This is a genomic window from Mesorhizobium bavaricum, assembly GCF_056781655.1.
In genome coordinates, this window is sequence record NZ_CM165566.1 from 6,761,694 (window position 1) to 6,779,005 (window position 17,312).

Below are 17,312 nucleotides of genomic sequence, written 5' to 3' on the forward strand. Positions count from 1 at the left end.
CGACCACGCGTCCTCATCGTTGCGCAGCGGCGATGGGAAATGGTACAGAAGGCTGCCAAGTACCCGAAGGCCAAATTTTCTATGGCAGATCCTTGAGCCAGGATACCACGACATCTTTGGACACCTTGAGGGTGCCCAGGTGGTCGGCCTCCACCTTGACGTACTTGTTAAGAAGATTTTCCGGAGCTTTTGAGAATGCAAACTCCGGTCCGTCCTTCTGTGATGGGTCGGCGGAGCCGGCCACCCACAACAACGGGGCACGGAGCTTGGCCGCATTTACCTGCCCAAATCCCGGCGAATCAGGTCCGTTGAAACTTAGGTAGATCCGAGCGGTCAGCTTTAGCTTCATCCAATCCTTCCCGAATTCGGTGAACTCGGCCTTCTCGTCAGCATGACCCGCCTTCACCATCGACTGAGCGAGGGCAATGCTGTCTTGGGCTTCCGCGCGTTTGGAGAAATAGTCCGGGAAGTGAGCCGGCGCTATAGCAATTACCCCTTTCAGGTCGTCATGGGTCGCGCCATAAGCGATCGCAGCGACGCCACCCATGCTATACCCGGCCACCACGAACGAAGTCGCCCCTGCCTTTTTTAACTTCGCAATGGCACCGTCAATTTCTTCCAAACACTCATTGTAGACCTTGTCGTAGAAGCGCTTTAGCGACCAGCACGTCTCAGGGCGCTGGACCAAATACCCAGCTTTCGTCAGGGCGTTGCCAAGCGCCGCGACCTCCTTCGGGCTACCCCCACCGCCATGCAGGATGACGACACCGAGTGGCTTTACTTGGGTTGCTGCGACAACACTTGATTGCAAAAAACCACTTAGACAACAGCCGAGGGAAAGTACGAGGCTTGCGAGCACGCGTTTTGCGAAGCGATGCTGCTTAAACATTTGGTTCCCTCCCTCAAAGACAGTTTGCAAGCAATATGCACCCACTATCGAGATAGGGCCAGACAATTGGCGGAGGTCGTGACCGCCGCCGAAAGCCCGGATCCGATCTGCAGTTTCTTGCCGAGCGTGTCCTCTACAAACGGATATTTCATGGTCATTGGCGGCCGCCCCTCATCCACGGAACCGCTCGGTGTACCAAATGATCTTGCCGTCGACCTTCATCGGCTTGTGGATCATCAGGCGCTTCGGCAAATGTTCGGGGTGCACCTCGAGCAGCGTGATCTTGATCTGCGGCTTGCAGCGGCTGCAGTCGAACTTCAACGCAACGGGATCGACCCCACCGCCATACACCATCATCAAATCGACTGATCGGCAGTAGCGGACATTGCCGCAGCTGCATTCCGCCTTGACGAGCATGTTGTGCCGGGTCGCCTTGCCCAGCGTGTCGATCGGTTCGTGCGTCATGAGAACAAAGAAGGAACATTTTCCTTGATCGTCAAGACGGCCTGTGGAATCTTTTAGCAATGAGTGATGAACCGATGAGACTTGCCGAAGGGATGACACCTGTGCCGCGTGAGCGCGCGCGGATCGAAAATCATATCTGCGACTTTGTGGGATGCGGGAAAGGCGCGCCGTTCGGCTTCGCCAAGCCAGGGCAACCGTCGCACTGGTATTGTCTTGAGCATACGGAGTACGGCGACCGCCATTTGCAGGGAGCAAGATGATCAACCCGCCAAAACATAAGGACGACTATCCCGATCGCTCAGGCCATTGTCGTTTGCATGCTGGAAGTCGGTGGACGCGAGGCGAGATTCTGCGATCGCTGAAGCGGCTCATTGCCGCCGACAACATGACCCCGAAGGAGAACGCCAGGACGGAAGCGCAACTGGCCATCGCTCGCGCCATGATGCGCGCCGGCCGTTCGTTCTAGGGCCAGCGATTAGCCGACAACGGGTTTGGTGTTTTCTTCCGATGATCTGAACCGTGTTTTCCTAGACCGCGCATTTGCGAGTAAAGCCCAATGATGAGGCGCAAAGGTCCCAACCCCGCAACAGAAGGATTTCCCGCTCATTAACAGGAAACCGGCGAACCAAGTCCCCTCCTCGTCGGTTGACAGGGGGGCTCGCCATATTGGGCGATATGGCGGGCACTTCATTGGCGGAGACATACCATGCAGTTAGGTCAGATCATCGCGAATCTCTTCACCGCCGCCCTAGCGCGCCTGCTGATGATCGCGTTGATTCTATTTGGCCGACCGCTTTGGCCCGAGACCAAAGCCCGGATGGTCATGCTCATGCCAGTCGATGCCATCACAACGACCTCAGTGGCTGCCGGCTCTCGTTCCAATTTGCTAGAGACTTTTGATGTCAATCTGGCGCTGCCGCGACCTGAATGACAATAGCGGCAGGGACAGAGACCGGCATTTCAGCTAGCGCAACCCCTGCATAATGGCTTCGACCACTACGCCAATTTCCTCATCGATCTCTTGGCCGGGAATGCCTTGGGTTTCCGCCGCCCGTTTTGCGTCAACAGCCATGTCGATTACCAGCAGCACCGGATCGGCAATCGGATCGTCCGGTAAATGGTCCGACATCCAACTGTAGAGGAAATCGCTGCCGCGCTTGCTCATTCCTCTCGAAAATCCTGCAGCGAAGCGTGCCGCAAGTCTCCCTCGCCGCGTAGATGCTTTACGCGGCCGATCAGCCCCGGCTTGACCCATTGCGTCGCCGACCGCTTCATGCCCTTAGGCGCCGTCCCTGCGAGGGTCTGGACGCGTGTCCAAAGCCGTTCGCGCATCTCGCGGTTGAGTGTGATAAAAGCCGAGCCGACATAGCGGGCGGTTCCGCGCTCCGCCAACAGCGCGAAGGCTGGCTTGCCCGGCTCCCGCTCGACGCCGAGCAACTCGTATTCATCGATGGAATAGCACTTCGCCTTTAGCCAGTTGGTCGATGGGCCGCTTCGATATTTGCTGTCACGCCGCTTGGAAACCATCCCCTCGAGTCCGGCCTGGTCGACCAGATGAAAGATCGCCCTGGCTTCTCCCGGCAGGGGCTCGCTGAACTGGATGCGCCCGCCTGGCTCTATCATGCTCGACAGGATCTCTCGCCGCTCCTCCAGCGCCATGTCGCGTAGATCATGGCCGTTGACGTGAAGCAGATCGAAGGCGACGAAATAGAGATCGTGCTGCCGACGCGTGATCGCCTTGCGGAGCTCGCCGAAGTCCGAGAGGCCGGCGTCGTTGAGCACGATGATCTCGCCATCGACGATGGCGGTTTCGGCGCCAAGGTTTGCCGCCTCCTTCACCAAGTCACGATACTTAGCTGTCCAGTCATGGCCGTTGCGGGTGTAGATCCTGGTGCGGTCTTCGTCGATGATGAGCTGCGAGCGGTAGCCGTCGAACTTGACCTCGTGAATCCAGCCGTCACCCTCGGGAGGCTTCTCTACCAGGGTTGGCATCAACGGCGCGACGAACTTCAAACGCATGCACACACTCGCAAAAACGCGATTCAATTAGCATGAGCTTAATTAGTTCCGGAGAATTTTAACGAAACGTTGACCGCGCCGTCCTATTCTGGGACAGCGCGGTCAAACCCCTACCCCCTACCCCGACTGCGCAGGCGGCTCCGGCGCCCCAGTACCGCCGCACTGTGTCGGAGCCGCTACCATCCTCTCTAAAATGCCACTAATGGCTGAACCAACTGTTAGCGCACATGCTTTCTAGTGAGGCTTCATGATCGTTAGACTTTGATGGAACAGGGATTAGCCTGCCACGGCGATCCCACTGGCCGCTTAACCTGGAAACGAACGCGTATCTGCCTGTCCGGATGATTGTTCCGCGATCACACCATAGGCGTCTAAGTCGCGATCATATTAGCTTGTGCTTGCGGACCTTTTTCCGCCTGGGCCGGCGTCCCTTGCATCCCAACACCCTGCCCAACGGCGCGCCGCAGGAAGTGAGGAAGCATGAGCAGCTTAGGCTTATGGGTCGTGCTCGTGACGGCGACCGTGGCGATCATTTTACCTGTTGTCGTATGTCTCGATCAGGATGTAGGGCAGCAGCGCCCGGCAGGGAAATGGCCCAATAGATGGGTGTCATTAGCGCCAAAAAGCAAAGCCCGCTGCCTCGGAGAAAGCAGCGGGCAAATGCAGGGCCGGAAGGGCCTGTGTGCAAGTTTCCGGCAGCGCCCGACACAAACGGCGCGGCTGGAGGTTGGTTCCCTGATCAAATAAAAAGCCCGCCACCGTGTGGGCCAAAGTGACGGGCTTCCTTCGATACCAGCCGGCGACGTTATGCTGGCCGGGGAGTAACTTGAGCGGGAAACATGAGTTGCATCTAAGATAAAAAGCCCGCCACCTTTCGGCAGCGGGCCAACTTGGGGACATCACTGGGGGACAGTGATCCAGCCGAACGTCGTCGGCGCGATAATGTTCCAACGGTCAGGAAAAAACCCCCGCCCCGAATGGGGATACGGGCGGGTAAGTTGAAGTGCGCTGGGATCAACCAGCATAGGTCAACGAGCGGCGGAGGGGCTGGTTGCCACCAGGACGGGCGGAGGGGCAGCCGAGAGCGTAGCTGCTACTGGCTCAACGGGTCGTCTGCGGCGTTTTCGGCGCCTCCAATGGCCATTTTCATTCCACCGGTTGCTGTGCGTGCCTAGCCTTCGTGCGCCGCCTAGTCACGAATCACCTAGGCGAAACTGCGTTGTCTGCCATGCGGCTCAGTTACACGGATCCAGTCATCCTCCCTCCGGCGTACAGTGACCGGCCGCCTGACGTATCACGAGCTGCGCGACCATCATTCAACTCGATATGTGGGCACCATTTCCTCCCTGATTTTGCGCCGGGCCGGTCAGGTTCCACCTGATGAAAGAGGCATCCCTGCCGGTTATGTCCTTGATGGATTTCAGAGGCACCTCGTGAACTGCCTGTAGGGGTCGATAATGATCGCAGCTCCGCCCCCACCCAGGTAAAATCCAAAATGATGGCAGTTGGCGAGGCAACGTCGGCACAAAAAAGCCCCGCCGAAGCGGGGCTGTCAAAGACGGGCCTATCCTCAGTAAGGCGAATTGCACAGCTTGCGTGGCCCATAGTTTGGTTGGAAGGTGTCGTCCGACGCGCGATAGCTGCGATAGCGATCATAGCACCACTGCACATGCGCATCGCCGCCGCGATAGACACGGTTCTGATTGTTGACGATGGCACCGGTGATCAGCGCGCCAGTTGCGAAGGCCGCCAGCGGGAACCAGTAGTCGCCGTGCCGGCGATAACCGCGACGATATTCACGATAACCGCGATGACCACGCCAGTTCATGCCATCGTCGCGGGCAAAACTGCGGTTGCGGGCAAAATTGCGATTGGAATTGCGTTTCCTCCACGGCTCGTACTGGACAGTCTGGACATCCGACGAGAGGCCTTGGCCTTGCGGCACATAGGTTGGCTGTGCATTGACCGGCAAGATCTCCGTCGCGGCGAAAGACACTGACAGTGTGGCCGCCAGCATACTCGATACGATCCTGTTCATGATCTTCTCCTCCAAAGGGTGGTTTACGTCCCTATTGCATCCAAACATCCCAAGATGAGTATGGTTCCCGATCGTGGATGAACGACTATTCCGGCAACCCAGGCTCATGCAGGGCATCGAAGATTGTCGGATTCTTCATCGATTTCTTGCCGCTTATCCCGACCGACGTCGACAACTAGCTCGTGGGTGAGTTCGTCGACCGAGATGACTTCGGAATTCGCTGTCATAGGAACGTTGTTGGCGATCCATTGCCAGGAAGTTGATGCCGCGTTGCTCATATGCTTAGCAACCTTCCGCTTTCAGGGATCGCACCATCTGTACAACAACCGGGTCATACGGGATTTTTTCCGACCTGCTGTAATCCATGGTGAAGAGCGCGGCACGGTCGTTGCAGACCGCGATAGCGCGGACATATCGAATCTGGCCATTCTTGATGCCCGAGTAACTCGCCCACCTCGGGGTGACGCGCCGATAGGTCAGCTTCCACCCAGCCTTTTCGTCCTCGATCATGCGATGCTCGATCTCGGCGCGAAAACTGGCGTTGCCGAGTCTGGCGCCCCACACTGCGAGGAAGGCATCGTTTTGGCCCCGAAAAGCCGCTCCTTGGTCGGAACGCTGTGTCAGCACAAAACCCGGGGGAACATCGAATGTGAAGCCAAGCTGCCTGACGCCGAACGGCTGCCACGCTTGAGCCTGAAGAAGCGTGATGCAAAATAGGATCGGAACGAGGCTCAGCAGAAAGCGTGCCATAGGGATTGATTTAGCGTTGCGTCATATGGTCTTGCCGCGAGCCAAAAACCCGCCGCTCCATTCACGGCAGCGGCGGGCCGTCCCCAGGGATCACGGGTCTTGCTTGGGGTGTTGGTTGGCCCCTGCTGACTAATAACCATTAGAAGCCGCTAATGTTCCGTTCCTCGCGCGCCCGAAGCGCGGTCCCAGTCAGTCCGAGAAGCCGGGGGCTTGGTGCAGCACACGATGGCGTCAAGGATCGCCTCGTAGACGCTACCGGTGTCTTCCTCGATATCGGTGCCGATGCCGATCGCCTTGGCGTCGGCGAAAAGCTTCTGGGTGAGCTCAGCGACGGAGATGATGTCCGACCCGTTTCGGGGACGTTATTCGAAATCCACTTTAGCAGGAAGTCGGTGCCGTGCGTGCTCATCCAAACCAGCCGAATAACCATCGCCACCGCGATCAGGATCGAGAGCGGCACGGCAGCGATACGGGCGGTGCAGGATACCCAGCCAGGGAAGCGGGCCGCTCCGTCCTCCCTTACCGATCGAAGGCCGGCGCCACTTGATTGTGGTTTTCCAACAAGTGGGAAAGCTTTCTGGCTGCGGCGCTTTCCTACAATCAGCTCCTCCAGCCAACATATCGCCGACACGCGATTTGTTGACGCGACGCCTGAAACCCCAGGCGGGGTTTTCTTACTGGCAGGCGGGGTCTTCTCACCGTCAGGCGAGCTTTCCTTGCCGGGAGAGACTCTGGGTTGCCTGTAGGCAAGCGTTCCTCTCTTACCCTCTCCAGTTCCAACAGCCTGATGTATTCTTTCTCAAAGGCCTCCTCGTTCTTCCGGTCCTCGCTCCGGAGATGGACGTACGGCAGCGCAAACGCCAAAATCACGATTACGCCGATCTCGCCCGTCATGATCATATGGCTGCTGCCGACAAGCCAACAAAAAACAGCAACCACGCCACCGGATATAGCCGCCCCGGTCACACCAGCCCGGAACGGATCATATTTAGGCGGCGGAGCAACCGAATCTGCCTGTCGCCAGGCCTCGAAGCTAATGCGTGCAGCATCCAATCTGACAATTCCCGATATCGATTGCACTTTAGCAATTTCTAATGACACGGGCAAAGCGCGCGCCATCGTCCAAAAGGATCGATACTTGGCGTCGTTTCCTTGAAAGCGTCGCCGGTAAAAGCTCGGTGCCCGTCTGGTAGTTCAGTGTCAACACGCGGCTTGTGCTCATATCGCCACAAGCTTGCTCGCCGGCTTAGGTTCCGGCCTCAGAAGGAAACAACTTGCCCTCCAGGGCCAAGGCGCGCGCCTCGGCAGCGTCCTCCTCCGTCAGGGTGATCTGTTCGGAGACTGACTTTTCGTCTTCAACCACGAACTCGGTCGGGGCGGTGTCGTGCATCATGCTGTGGGCTCGCATGGCGGCCTGTTTTGCGTCGTCGGCTTCCAGCTCGATGCTGGTGGTCACACGGTAAAAGGTCATTGTGCCATCTCCTTTATTTGCGCAGCCCCTGGACGACTACCGCTCCATCGCGCAATTTTAGATGTTGACCGGCTCCCCACGCTATAGCCTGCCGAGGACGAAACCGTAGCTTTCGAAACCTCACTCCGGCGTGCTCACCGCGGTCTCGTCAACTTCGGCTTCCATCTCCGAACTGACAGGGTGGGCCTTGGCTGTGCCAGTGATAGACACGCCGTCGAAGCCCTGTAGCCATGCGTCGGCGAGTTCTTTCCAGTATTCGGGCACCACACGCTCCTTGCCATCCTTTTGCGCTTGGGCGCCATACATCCACGCGTATGCGACGCGCTCCTGATCCTTCTTAGCCACGGCCATTGTCGTCATCCTCTCGGAAATCCTGCACCGAGACGTGGCGCAGCAGCAGCTCGGTGTTCCATGCCATGCGCGAGGGCATCTGGTGGAAGTTCGGTCTGCCGTCCGGATCCGGCGCTATCATCTCGCCATCGATGATGAAGGACTTCGCCGGCAGTTTCTCGGCCGCGTCGACCGCCAGCCAGAACCGCTTCGACCAATCGTGGCCGTTCTTGGTGAAGGCGCGGTCACCTGCCCAATCGAGGATCATCTGCAGGCGAAAACCGTCAAACTTGATCTCGTGTAGCCAGTCGTCGCTGACCGGCGCCTCGAGCACCAGCTTCGGGTCCTGTGGCTTGATGAATTTCAGCCGCCCAAGGTCGCCACGCACGCACGCACACTCCCACCCGCCGCCATTCAATAAGATTGAGCTAGAATAGTTCCGGAAACTTTTACCGCCGTTCGGTATTCGATCGGCCATGACGACGCTTTCGCAACTCGGGCCGCCGATCGTCGGCCGACGCCGTGGCGACCAGCCCGCCCAGGATCGCGACCACTTCTACCTCTGCCGGGCGTGCGACCAGTGGGTCGACCGGCGCGATTTGAGGCAAGTCATCTGGCACAATCAGTCTGGGCACGAACCTCTGGAACTGGACGCCTGAAACGCAAAAAGCCCGCCACGGAGGAAGCCGTGACGGGCCTTTGTCGACTATCTGCCTGGTTGAGGGGACCAAGCAAGATCAAAACTTCACCTTCTGCAACAGGTTCCAGCCCTCCCGCAAAAAAGCCCGCCACCTTTCGGCAGCGGGCAAGGGTCATGGAGTGCGCTGGGATCAACCAGCATAGGGTCAACGAGCGGCGAAGAGGGTTGGTTGCTGGCCGGCCTAGCTGCCCCGGGGATCACCGAAAACCTATCAGTTCATGGCGTGGAATGGGCAAGGACGCGCGAGGAGACTTTCGGCGGTAGTTGGTGAAGGCCGAGGGGTACAAAACGCTTTGTGCAGGCCCCGCCGGCCGCAAGCGCGAATATTTAGAAGTCGCTAATGTTCCGTCAACCCCGCCTACCTTGGACCAAAGGTCGGCTTCCAGTCGCGATTGCGCTTCGCTTGGATGGCCTCGTAGTCGGGAATGACTGTGAAGAACACCGGCCGGCGGTCACGGCCAGCGGCCTTGCAATCCGAGCAGCCAAAGCGCCCGAACGCAGGATCCGCTTCGCGCCCCGAATGGAAGGCTTCCAACTCGACCCGATGCGCAACACTTATGATGGTGACAGGACGATCGTGGTGGGCAGCGGTGCGCGAAAGGCATTCCGTTGCTGCCCGCCCTCCACATCGCGGTCACCGCATCGCCTATCGTTACCGGCCCGGCAACTGAGCGATCACGTTGCAATCGACAGTGCGGTCTGAGCGCGCGGTGTAGGCGGCGTAGATCACCTGACCCATGTTCATGGAGATTTCACGCACCAGCTTTCGGCGGACTGCGGTGGCGAACATAGCGGTTTCGGTGACGCCGATTGCAAATGCGTCTGGTCCGCCAATGACGCAGCGCTCGAAATAGGATTGCAGGTTGGAACGGTCGTACATCGCAAACCCGTCGGCCCTGCCAATGCGGGGCAGTGCGATAGGCAGCCCGTTGATCGTCACGCCTTCCGCGAGAAGAATCTGCCGGATGGGCTCAAGGAGCGCTCCGGCATTGTTGGGTCCGTCGCCGGATACGTCAATAACCCTGCGCGGGCTGCGCAAGCCACTCTTCGCGAACAGATCGTTCGCGGCCGACAATGCGCCGGAAATCGACGTTCCGCGGCCTTCAGTCAACGGCAGCGCCGCGAGGCTGTCTGCCAAAGTCAGAGCGTCGTCGAGGCTTTCGACAATTGTCCAAGGCATAATGACTGTTTGCTGACCTGGCCCCGCCCACTCCAGATAAAGCACTGCGATTCTGCCGCGCTCTCCCGACTTGATTGCCCTCGCGATGTCCGCGTGGCGGAAGGCAGCGGCGTAGCCGTCGCGTTGCACTCTTTGCTCAACTTTGCTCATCGAAGGCGAGACGTCCACGGCAAGGATCAATTGCAGATCGACTACGGCCAGGTCGCCCGCGGGACGGTCGGTCGAGTGAGCCTGTGACGCCATCGCGAAGAACAGAGTGAGCAGGCAACCGCCCGTGAGCCGTAGCACCGGTCTTGCACCTGCACTTCGAGCAATCTGCACCAAGTAGTCCATGGCGAACCTCTCGCTGACAATGCAATTGTCGGTCCGAGGCGTCTCCCGGGTCACGAACGGCTTCCGATCATTCGCCGAAATCTGAGCTCCCCGCCGGTCTGGATGGTGAGCACTCTTCGCAGCGCGAAACCGTGCTAAGATCGAAGAATTGGACTGCGGCTTCGTGCTTGAGGGAACCGGCTTGGATAGCTCGCCCCCGACGACGTTCGTACTCAACGGCGTTACCGCCGATCTGAGCAGCGAGACCTTGCGCGACAAGTCCAACAGGACAATCGCACTTCGCCACCAGACCTTCGCGGTGCTTCGTCACCTTCTGGAGAACGCTGATCGCGTCATCACCAAGGACGACCTGATGAAGGTGGTCTGGAACGGTGTAGCCGTGACCGATGACAGCCTGGTGCAATGCATTCACGAGATCCGTGCGGCGCTCGACGACAATGGGCAGGCCGTCGTGCAGACAGTGCCGAGGCGCGGTTACAGGCTGGTCCTTCCCTCAAATGCCGGACCGAGAATGGCCACCATTCTGGCCGCCGAAGTGGCCGCCGAGGGCCGGCCAACAGGCAAGGATGAGCGGATCCCTGCTGCAACTTTCCGGGAGTATAGGCAGATCATCGATCGGCTGCTGGTGCAACATGCGGGTCGCGTGTTCTGGAGCGCCGAAGAGAGCGTGGTGGCCGAGTTCACCGGCCCTGTCGAGGCGATGCGGTGTGCGAGTGAGATCCAGCATGACGTCGATAGGCGAAACTGCGAAGTTCCCGCGACGAAGCGCCTGCGCTTCGGGATCGGCGTTCACCTGGGCTATGTCGTTGCCGAGGGCCACCACCTCGCGGGTGAGGCCGTCGAGGTTGCCGCTCATCTGCAAAAATTGTCACGACCGGGCGGGATTTGCGTCACGGAGGCGGTCCACGCGCAGGCTCAAGACCGACTCTCGCAACTCGAGTTCGTCGATCTCGGCGAGCACAAGCTGAAGAACGTCGCACGCGCCTTGCGCATCTACCGCATCCCCCTTGCTTCGGAGGAACCGGTCAGGTCGCCATTTCGCGGTCTCGATGCATTCGAATTCGAAGATGCCGACCTCTTCTTCGGCCGAGCGCGGGCGATTGCTGCCTGCACTGCAAGACTGGAGCAGCAGGCAGCCAGCGGCACGGCATTCCTGCTCATCTACGGAATGAGCGGTTGCGGCAAGTCTTCCCTCCTGCGCGCTGGCCTGCTGCCGTCATTGACCCGGCCTGGAGCCGTGGCGGGCATATCCTTGTGGCGCCGCTGCCTGATCCGCCTCTCCGAAGGACCGGATGCATTCGCTGTGCTGGCCGCGGCACTGCTTCGCGAGGCTGCCGTGCCGGAGCTGGCCTGCGAAGTAACAGCGGCGGAGTTTGCCCGGCTCTGCAGGAGCGCGCCGGATAAGGCACTGGCGATGGTTCGACAGGCTCTTGGCAAGGCCGCCGGGCCGGCCCGTCCGCAGATCAGATTGCTTGTCGCCATCGATCAGCTGGAGGAGCTGTTCACGACGGAGAGGGAGCCGGCGACGCGCGAGGCCCTTGTGCGGCTCATGGCGGCGCTGGCCGCGAGCGGACTGGTCTGGGTGATCGCGGCGATCCGTTCGGACTTCTTTCACCGCTGTGGTGAGGTCCCGGGTTTCTCGGCGCTCAAGGACGGGCTCGCCAGCTACGAACTCCTGCCGCCGACTGGCCCAGAGATCGGGCAGATCATCCGCGAACCGGCCGGCGTTGCCGGGCTCGGCTTCGGGGAGAGTGCCGAGTTGGGGCGGCTCGATGATGTGCTGCAGGAGGCAGCAGCTGCCGATCCCGGATCATTGCCGCTTCTCGAGTTCGTACTCGACGCGTTGTACGAGGCCGGTCGCGAGCGACGAGTTCTCACCTTTGCGCATTATCGCGCGCTCGGCGGGCTCGAAGGCGCAATCGCGCGCCGCGCCGATGAAGTCGTAGACTTGCTCGCGCCCGAGATCCAGGAGGCCTTGCCCGCGGTGCTGCGCGCCCTCACCACGGCAAATCCGGGCGATGAAACGGTGACGGCACGTCCGGCCTTGCTCACCGAAGTTGCAGGCACCCCCGCGCGATCGGCCCTCGTCAGGGCCCTGATCGACGCACGGCTCCTCGTCAGCGATGAGGACGCCGGAGGGCATGTCCTCGTCCGCGTTGCCCATGAGGCACTGTTGAGCCGTTGGCCGCGCGCCAGTGACATTGTGAATGCAAACCGAAACTTCCTCGAGACACGCGAACGCCTAAGGGCCGACGCCCACCGATGGCACCTGGAGAGCAGGAATCGGGAGCTTCTCCTTCCGTCCGGCAAACGCCTCGCGGAGGGCGAGGAGCTGCTGCTGTCAAGGCGGGAGGAGGTCGACGATGACGTCCTTGAATACATCGAGGCGTCCGTGCGTGCCCATCAGCAGAAAGAGGAGAAGGACCGGCACGCAGAACTGGCGCTGATCGAGGCCGCCGAAGAGGCAAAACGCGAGCGGCTGGAGCGCGAGGCCGAGCGCCGGAGCCTCGCGGCTGCCGCGGCAAACCGGCTTGCCCGACGTACGCGCAATGCCGCGATTGTGGCGATGGTGCTCGCTCTCCTGGCGGGCGCAGGCGCACTGGTCGCCTTCAAGGCGCAGGAGGAAGCAAGCTGGCAACGCGACCAGGCGCTGCGCAATCAGTCTCTTTCGCTCTCGTTTCTGTCGCAGCAGTCCACGGCGACAGGCAACACCGAGGCTGCGATCCTCTTGGCGCTCGAAGCACTTTCCTCGAAAGACCAATCCGAGCGGCCATATCTCTTTGAAGCGGAGGCAGCCCTCTACAAGGCCCTGCTGGCGCACCACCAGATCAAAATCTTCCGGCATGGCGCCGGCGTGGCGGATGCGGCGTTCAATCCGACGGGCGATCGCATCGTCACTGCATCCTACGATAAAACTGCAGGCGTCTGGGACATCTCCAGCGGTGTCGAAACTGCAGTTCTAAAAGGTCATGAAGGGGCCGTGGAGCGGGCTGAATTCAGCCCTGAAGGGAGCCGGATCGTAACGGCCGCGAGAGACGGCACTGCGCGCCTCTGGAACGCCATCTCGGGAGAACAGCTCTCCATCCTGCAGCCGGTAGGCAATTATCCAACGGCAATCTTCAGCCCGAATGGCAACCAGGTGCTAACGGCGGGGGAAAACAGCGATGCAGTGCTCTGGGACGTCCGGACAGGGAAGAAAGTCCTGAGTGTAGGCAGCGATGGATATGCACGGGCTGACTTCAGTCCGGACGGTCGCAGCTTCGCGACGGCACACAAGCATGTTGTATCGATCTGGAATACCGCAGATGGCGCACTGACACGGTCAATCCGAATGAACTTCCTGCCCTACAGCCTGGCATTCAGTCCCGACGGAAGCCGGCTGCTGGCTGGCGCGTGGGCACCGCTTTCGTACGGCGGTACTTCCTGCCTTTACGATGTGTCGACAGGAACGGAGATCGCAAAGTTGGCCGGCCACAAAAGCGACATGCAATTGAACGGCGTGATTTTCAGTCACGGGGGTCAGCGAATTGCCACGGTATCACTCGATGGCGCTGCCCGGATTTGGGATGGAGCGTCGGGGACGCCGCATGGCCTGCTCGGCCAGGAGGTTTCGGGTTTGAGGCTCGCCGATATCGGTGCGGACCAACGCGATGAGGAGATGAACGGTGCGTTCACCCCGGACGACCGCTTCCTGGCGACCGCTTCCGTCAATGGGCCGATCCGCATCTGGGACGTTGAACGAGCCTCGCAGGTCACGACGATCGCTGGTCATGATTCTTTGGTAGAGCATCTGGAATTCAGCCCGGTTGACAGCAACATTCTTCTCACGGCTTCACACGATGGCACCGCTCGGCTGTGGGATGTCGACGGCGCCCTGACGACCACGCTCTCTCATGAATATCGGCCGACCTTCGCGGTCTTCAGTCCTGACAATGTCCACCTGCTGACGGGTGGCGGCGACAGCGCGGTGCATCTATGGGATGTTGTAAGCGGGCGCGAGATCATGCGGCTCGATACCCGTGAGATCGTTCAACGCGCGACGTTCAGTCCCGATGGAAGGCGCGTCGCGACGGCATCTCTTGAGGGCCAGGTCCGAATTTGGGAGGTGGCCAGGGGATTCGAGACCGCCCGGTTCCAATCACATGGCGGGCTGATCCAGATCCAGTTTGGTCGCGATGGCAAATTGCTTGTTTCCGCATCGATCGACGGTACCGCCCAGCTGTGGGACGCGGCGACGGGCACCGAGCTGGCCGTCATCAATACAAGCAGCAATCTGCCGCAGGCCATTCTCAGCCCCGACGGACGTCTGATCTTCGCGGCCAAGGAAGACAATGCGGGCTACCTCCTGAAGGCGGACGGGGCTGAGCTCAAGCCTCTTGTGGGGCATCGCGATCGCATCACGGCAGCGGCCTTCAACCCGAACGGTCAACTGGTCGCCACGGGCTCACTCGACCACACGGGCCGAATTTGGTCGACCATGGACGGAGCAAACGTCGTAACGCTAGAGGGACATACCGACGAGGTGACGGTGGTCGCCTTCAGCCCCGACGGTCAATCGCTGCTGACTGCCTCACGCGATGGAACCGCCCGGATCTGGAGCGTCTCTGGCGGACTGGAAAGGGCCGTTCTTAGGGGCCACGGCGGCGCGGTGGACAGCGCCCAGTTCAGTCCCAGTGGCTTGTATGTCGTGACCGCTTCGTCCGAAGATCGCACGGTCAGGCTATGGGCGACGCAATCGGGGCGCCAGATTGCCGTCCTTGCCAGCCAGGACGAAGCGACCGTTCGACCGGGCCTTCCACGCGCAGCCTTCAGTTCCGACGGCACGCGGGTCGCAATTGTCTCCGGCGAAGAAAGGGTTCGTATCGTTCGCGTCTTCCAAAAACCCAAGGACCTCATTGACTTCGCCCGGCGCACCGTGCCTCGCGAACTCACCCCTTGCGAGCGGCGAAGCTTCTTCCTTCCTGCAGACCCTGCAGCTGGTACTTGTCCGGGCTGATGTGGGCAACGGGGGTCAGATTTGCCGTTTGAGCCGGCCGCCGGAACGGGCAACTTAGCGCCGCGATGCCCGCCAAAGAGGCAAACCCCGCCGCGCCCGGAGCAGACATCGCGGGTGACAATGTCTTGGTCGTGCCCCATGAACGGACATCTGACCATGAGTTTGAAGCTCGATCGATCTCGTACGGTCCTGGCATCTGAACGCTGCGGCACATCGAAGCGCGTGGCTAGGAATGCAGCTCGACAAAAGGGCTGCTCGACCCGTACGCTACGGCATGGTGGCCAACCCTTTCGAGCGGAAGCTTGCGGCGATCCTTGCCGCGGATGTTTCCGGCTATAGCCGGATGATGGAGGTGGACGAAGCCGGCACGCTTGCGCGCATGAAGGCACATATTGGTGAGGTCGTCAGGCCCAGCATCGCGGCGCATCGGGGCAATATCGTCAAGACCACGGGCGACGGCCTGCTCGTCGAGTTTGCGAGCGTCGTCGAGGCGGTTGAAAGTGCTATCGAAATCCAACGATCGATGGCGGAGCGGAACAGCGGTGAGCCTGAGAACACCCAAATCCTTTACCGCGTCGGGATCAATCTCGGTGACCTCATCTTCGAGGACGGAGACGTCTTCGGCGACGGCGTAAACGTGGCCTCGCGGCTAGAGGGGCTCGCCAAGCCGGGCGGCGTGTGCGCCGACGCGGCGCTACAGACGACTCGACCTGTCGAGGCGGCGCTGCATCAGAGGGTACAGTTCGCGACGGCGTCGGACGGCGTGCAGCTGGCTTGGGCCAGCATTGGCCAGGGAGCGCCGGTGCTGAAGGGTCCGAATTGGCTGAACCATCTTGAGTACGAATGGCACAGTCCAATTTGGCGTCCGATGCTCGCGAAGCTCGCCAAGTTTTGCCATCTCGTGCGGTTCGATCAGCGCGGAAACGGCCTCTCGGACTGGGAGGTTGAGACTATATCGGAAGATGCAATGGCCGGTGACATGTCCACAGTCGCGACTGCTTCACAGGTGGATCGGTTCGCGCTTCTCGGCATCTCGCAAGCCTGCGCCTTTTCCGTGCGCTATGCTGTGGAGCATCCGGAGCAAGTGACATGTCTCGTCCTGCTGGGTGGTTTTGTCCGAGGTCGGCTAAAGCGACCGGGTCTCGACCAAAGGAAGCTGTATGAAGCCGGGACGATGATGATCCGCGACGGCTGGGGCTCGCCGAATCCTGTTTTCAGGCATTTCTTCACTTCGACGTTCATCCCCGACGCCCCACATGAGATTATGGCGAGCTTTGACGAACTACAGCGCATTGCCACGAGCCCCGAGGCGGCGATGCGACTTTGGCAAATGAACAGCAAAGTTGAGGTGACAGAGCTGGCAAAGAGGGTCCGTGTGCCAACGATCGTGCTGCATTGCGTGGGCGATCGCGTCGTGCCGATCGAGGAGGGCCGCCTGATGGCAAAACTCATTCCGGGGGCGATGTTCGTCGAACTGCCGGGAAATAACCACGTGCTCATTGAAGGCACGTCAGCCTACGACCAGTTTTTCGAGGAAACGGCTGTCTTCCTGGCGATGCACAATCCGGCCGCGTAGCTTCGCAACAGACACCATCCATCCGGACCGCCGTGCACCGAAGCATACAGTGAGGCACCAAATGTGTCGGCAGTTCGAGGAAGTGATCTCAGCCAGCTCTCGGTCGGGCCGCTGCAGTAGGTGCCGGCGCGCTTTCATCCCGTACTGGAGCAAGGGCAAAGAAAGGATCCGGAATTGGACGTATGCAAAGGGTCCGGCTGCGGCCGCTTGTCCGGATCGCTTTAGGATGCGCATTGCATTCTTACGTTGGGACAAACGCGCCCGAGAAATTTCAGCTCCTGCGTTATCGCGCAAGATCCAAACTCGAATTGAGCTAATGTCTATGCTTCAAAGCTGACATTCAGTCTGGGCAAGCTTGCGCGACGTGGTATTCGCGCGACTACCCAATTCGGCGAGGGTCGATGGCTTGATGCTTGATCCTAAATGATGCGTTCATTCTTTTGAAGGGTAGGAGTTCACCGGCCAGGTCGACGATTATATGTTCTTGCTAGGTCCGAGGGTGTGCACATCGCATTGCAGCCAATTCTCTATCGAGACAATGAAGGATTGTGCCGTTTGCCTTGCG

General features: G+C 60.1%; 17 protein-coding genes. 5 read left to right on the plus strand and 12 right to left on the minus strand.

The window, feature by feature from the left end:
* Positions 1-79 precede the first annotated feature (79 nt).
* A complete protein-coding gene (locus AC1RZR_RS32690) occupies positions 80-889 on the minus strand; it encodes an alpha/beta hydrolase (protein WP_481827217.1) in 810 nt (269 codons plus the stop codon).
* A gap of 171 nt (positions 890-1,060) precedes the next feature.
* Positions 1,061-1,354 (minus strand): hypothetical protein, encoded by a 294-nt coding sequence (locus AC1RZR_RS32695; RefSeq protein ID WP_481827218.1) that lies wholly within the window; start codon positions 1,352-1,354, stop codon positions 1,061-1,063.
* A gap of 59 nt (positions 1,355-1,413) precedes the next feature.
* Here AC1RZR_RS32695 and AC1RZR_RS32700 point away from each other — a divergent pair, with 59 nt between their 5' ends.
* Positions 1,414-1,614 carry a hypothetical protein gene (locus AC1RZR_RS32700; RefSeq protein WP_481827219.1) on the plus strand — a complete coding sequence of 67 codons (201 nt, stop codon included), beginning with the start codon at positions 1,414-1,416 and terminating at the stop codon, positions 1,612-1,614.
* A gap of 446 nt (positions 1,615-2,060) precedes the next feature.
* The gene (locus AC1RZR_RS32705) at positions 2,061-2,285 is read left to right on the plus strand and encodes a polymerase (protein ID WP_481827220.1); all 225 of its coding nucleotides are present in this window, start codon (positions 2,061-2,063) and stop codon (positions 2,283-2,285) included.
* 33 nt (positions 2,286-2,318) lie between these two features.
* On the opposite strand, the gene AC1RZR_RS32710 is transcribed toward AC1RZR_RS32705, so the two are convergent.
* The 9 genes from AC1RZR_RS32710 to AC1RZR_RS32750 form a co-directional block, all read right to left on the minus strand.
* Complete coding sequence (locus AC1RZR_RS32710) at positions 2,319-2,519, minus strand: hypothetical protein (RefSeq protein WP_481827221.1); 201 nt, start codon at positions 2,517-2,519, stop codon at positions 2,319-2,321.
* Entirely contained in the window at positions 2,516-3,373 is an 858-nt protein-coding gene (locus tag AC1RZR_RS32715; protein ID WP_481827222.1) for an ATP-dependent DNA ligase, read from the minus strand. Before AC1RZR_RS32715 ends, AC1RZR_RS32710 begins: the two co-directional genes overlap by 4 nt.
* Positions 3,374-4,943: 1,570 nt before the next feature.
* Positions 4,944-5,411 (minus strand): BA14K family protein, encoded by a 468-nt coding sequence (locus AC1RZR_RS32720; RefSeq protein ID WP_481827223.1) that lies wholly within the window; start codon positions 5,409-5,411, stop codon positions 4,944-4,946.
* A 104-nt stretch (positions 5,412-5,515) separates the two neighbouring features.
* Positions 5,516-5,689 (minus strand): hypothetical protein, encoded by a 174-nt coding sequence (locus AC1RZR_RS32725; protein ID WP_481827224.1) that lies wholly within the window; start codon positions 5,687-5,689, stop codon positions 5,516-5,518.
* Positions 5,690-5,693: 4 nt separating this feature from the next.
* The gene (locus AC1RZR_RS32730) at positions 5,694-6,161 is read right to left on the minus strand and encodes a hypothetical protein (protein ID WP_481827225.1); all 468 of its coding nucleotides are present in this window, start codon (positions 6,159-6,161) and stop codon (positions 5,694-5,696) included.
* A gap of 600 nt (positions 6,162-6,761) precedes the next feature.
* Positions 6,762-7,214, minus strand: coding sequence for a hypothetical protein (locus AC1RZR_RS32735; RefSeq protein WP_481827226.1), 453 nt, complete (start codon positions 7,212-7,214; stop codon positions 6,762-6,764).
* 193 nt (positions 7,215-7,407) lie between these two features.
* Positions 7,408-7,632 carry a hypothetical protein gene (locus tag AC1RZR_RS32740; RefSeq protein WP_477279711.1) on the minus strand — a complete coding sequence of 75 codons (225 nt, stop codon included), beginning with the start codon at positions 7,630-7,632 and terminating at the stop codon, positions 7,408-7,410.
* Between the two features lie 120 nt (positions 7,633-7,752).
* Entirely contained in the window at positions 7,753-7,983 is a 231-nt protein-coding gene (locus AC1RZR_RS32745; protein ID WP_481827227.1) for a hypothetical protein, read from the minus strand.
* The gene (locus tag AC1RZR_RS32750) at positions 7,970-8,350 is read right to left on the minus strand and encodes an ATP-dependent DNA ligase (protein ID WP_481827228.1); all 381 of its coding nucleotides are present in this window, start codon (positions 8,348-8,350) and stop codon (positions 7,970-7,972) included. The genes AC1RZR_RS32745 and AC1RZR_RS32750 overlap by 14 nt, the downstream gene beginning before the upstream one ends.
* Positions 8,351-8,438: 88 nt before the next feature.
* Between AC1RZR_RS32750 and AC1RZR_RS32755 the strand changes: the two genes are divergently transcribed.
* Positions 8,439-8,621: a hypothetical protein gene (locus tag AC1RZR_RS32755; protein ID WP_481827229.1), complete on the plus strand. Its 183-nt coding sequence runs from the start codon at positions 8,439-8,441 to the stop codon at positions 8,619-8,621.
* 693 nt (positions 8,622-9,314) lie between these two features.
* On the opposite strand, the gene AC1RZR_RS32760 is transcribed toward AC1RZR_RS32755, so the two are convergent.
* The gene (locus tag AC1RZR_RS32760) at positions 9,315-10,175 is read right to left on the minus strand and encodes a DUF1194 domain-containing protein (RefSeq protein ID WP_481827230.1); all 861 of its coding nucleotides are present in this window, start codon (positions 10,173-10,175) and stop codon (positions 9,315-9,317) included.
* Between the two features lie 181 nt (positions 10,176-10,356).
* Here AC1RZR_RS32760 and AC1RZR_RS32765 point away from each other — a divergent pair, with 181 nt between their 5' ends.
* On the plus strand, positions 10,357-15,171 hold the full coding sequence (locus AC1RZR_RS32765) for an nSTAND1 domain-containing NTPase (RefSeq protein ID WP_481827231.1): 4,815 nt from the start codon (positions 10,357-10,359) through the stop codon (positions 15,169-15,171).
* A 232-nt stretch (positions 15,172-15,403) separates the two neighbouring features.
* The gene (locus tag AC1RZR_RS32770) at positions 15,404-16,747 is read left to right on the plus strand and encodes an alpha/beta fold hydrolase (protein WP_481827232.1); all 1,344 of its coding nucleotides are present in this window, start codon (positions 15,404-15,406) and stop codon (positions 16,745-16,747) included.
* Positions 16,748-17,312: the final 565 nt, after the last annotated feature.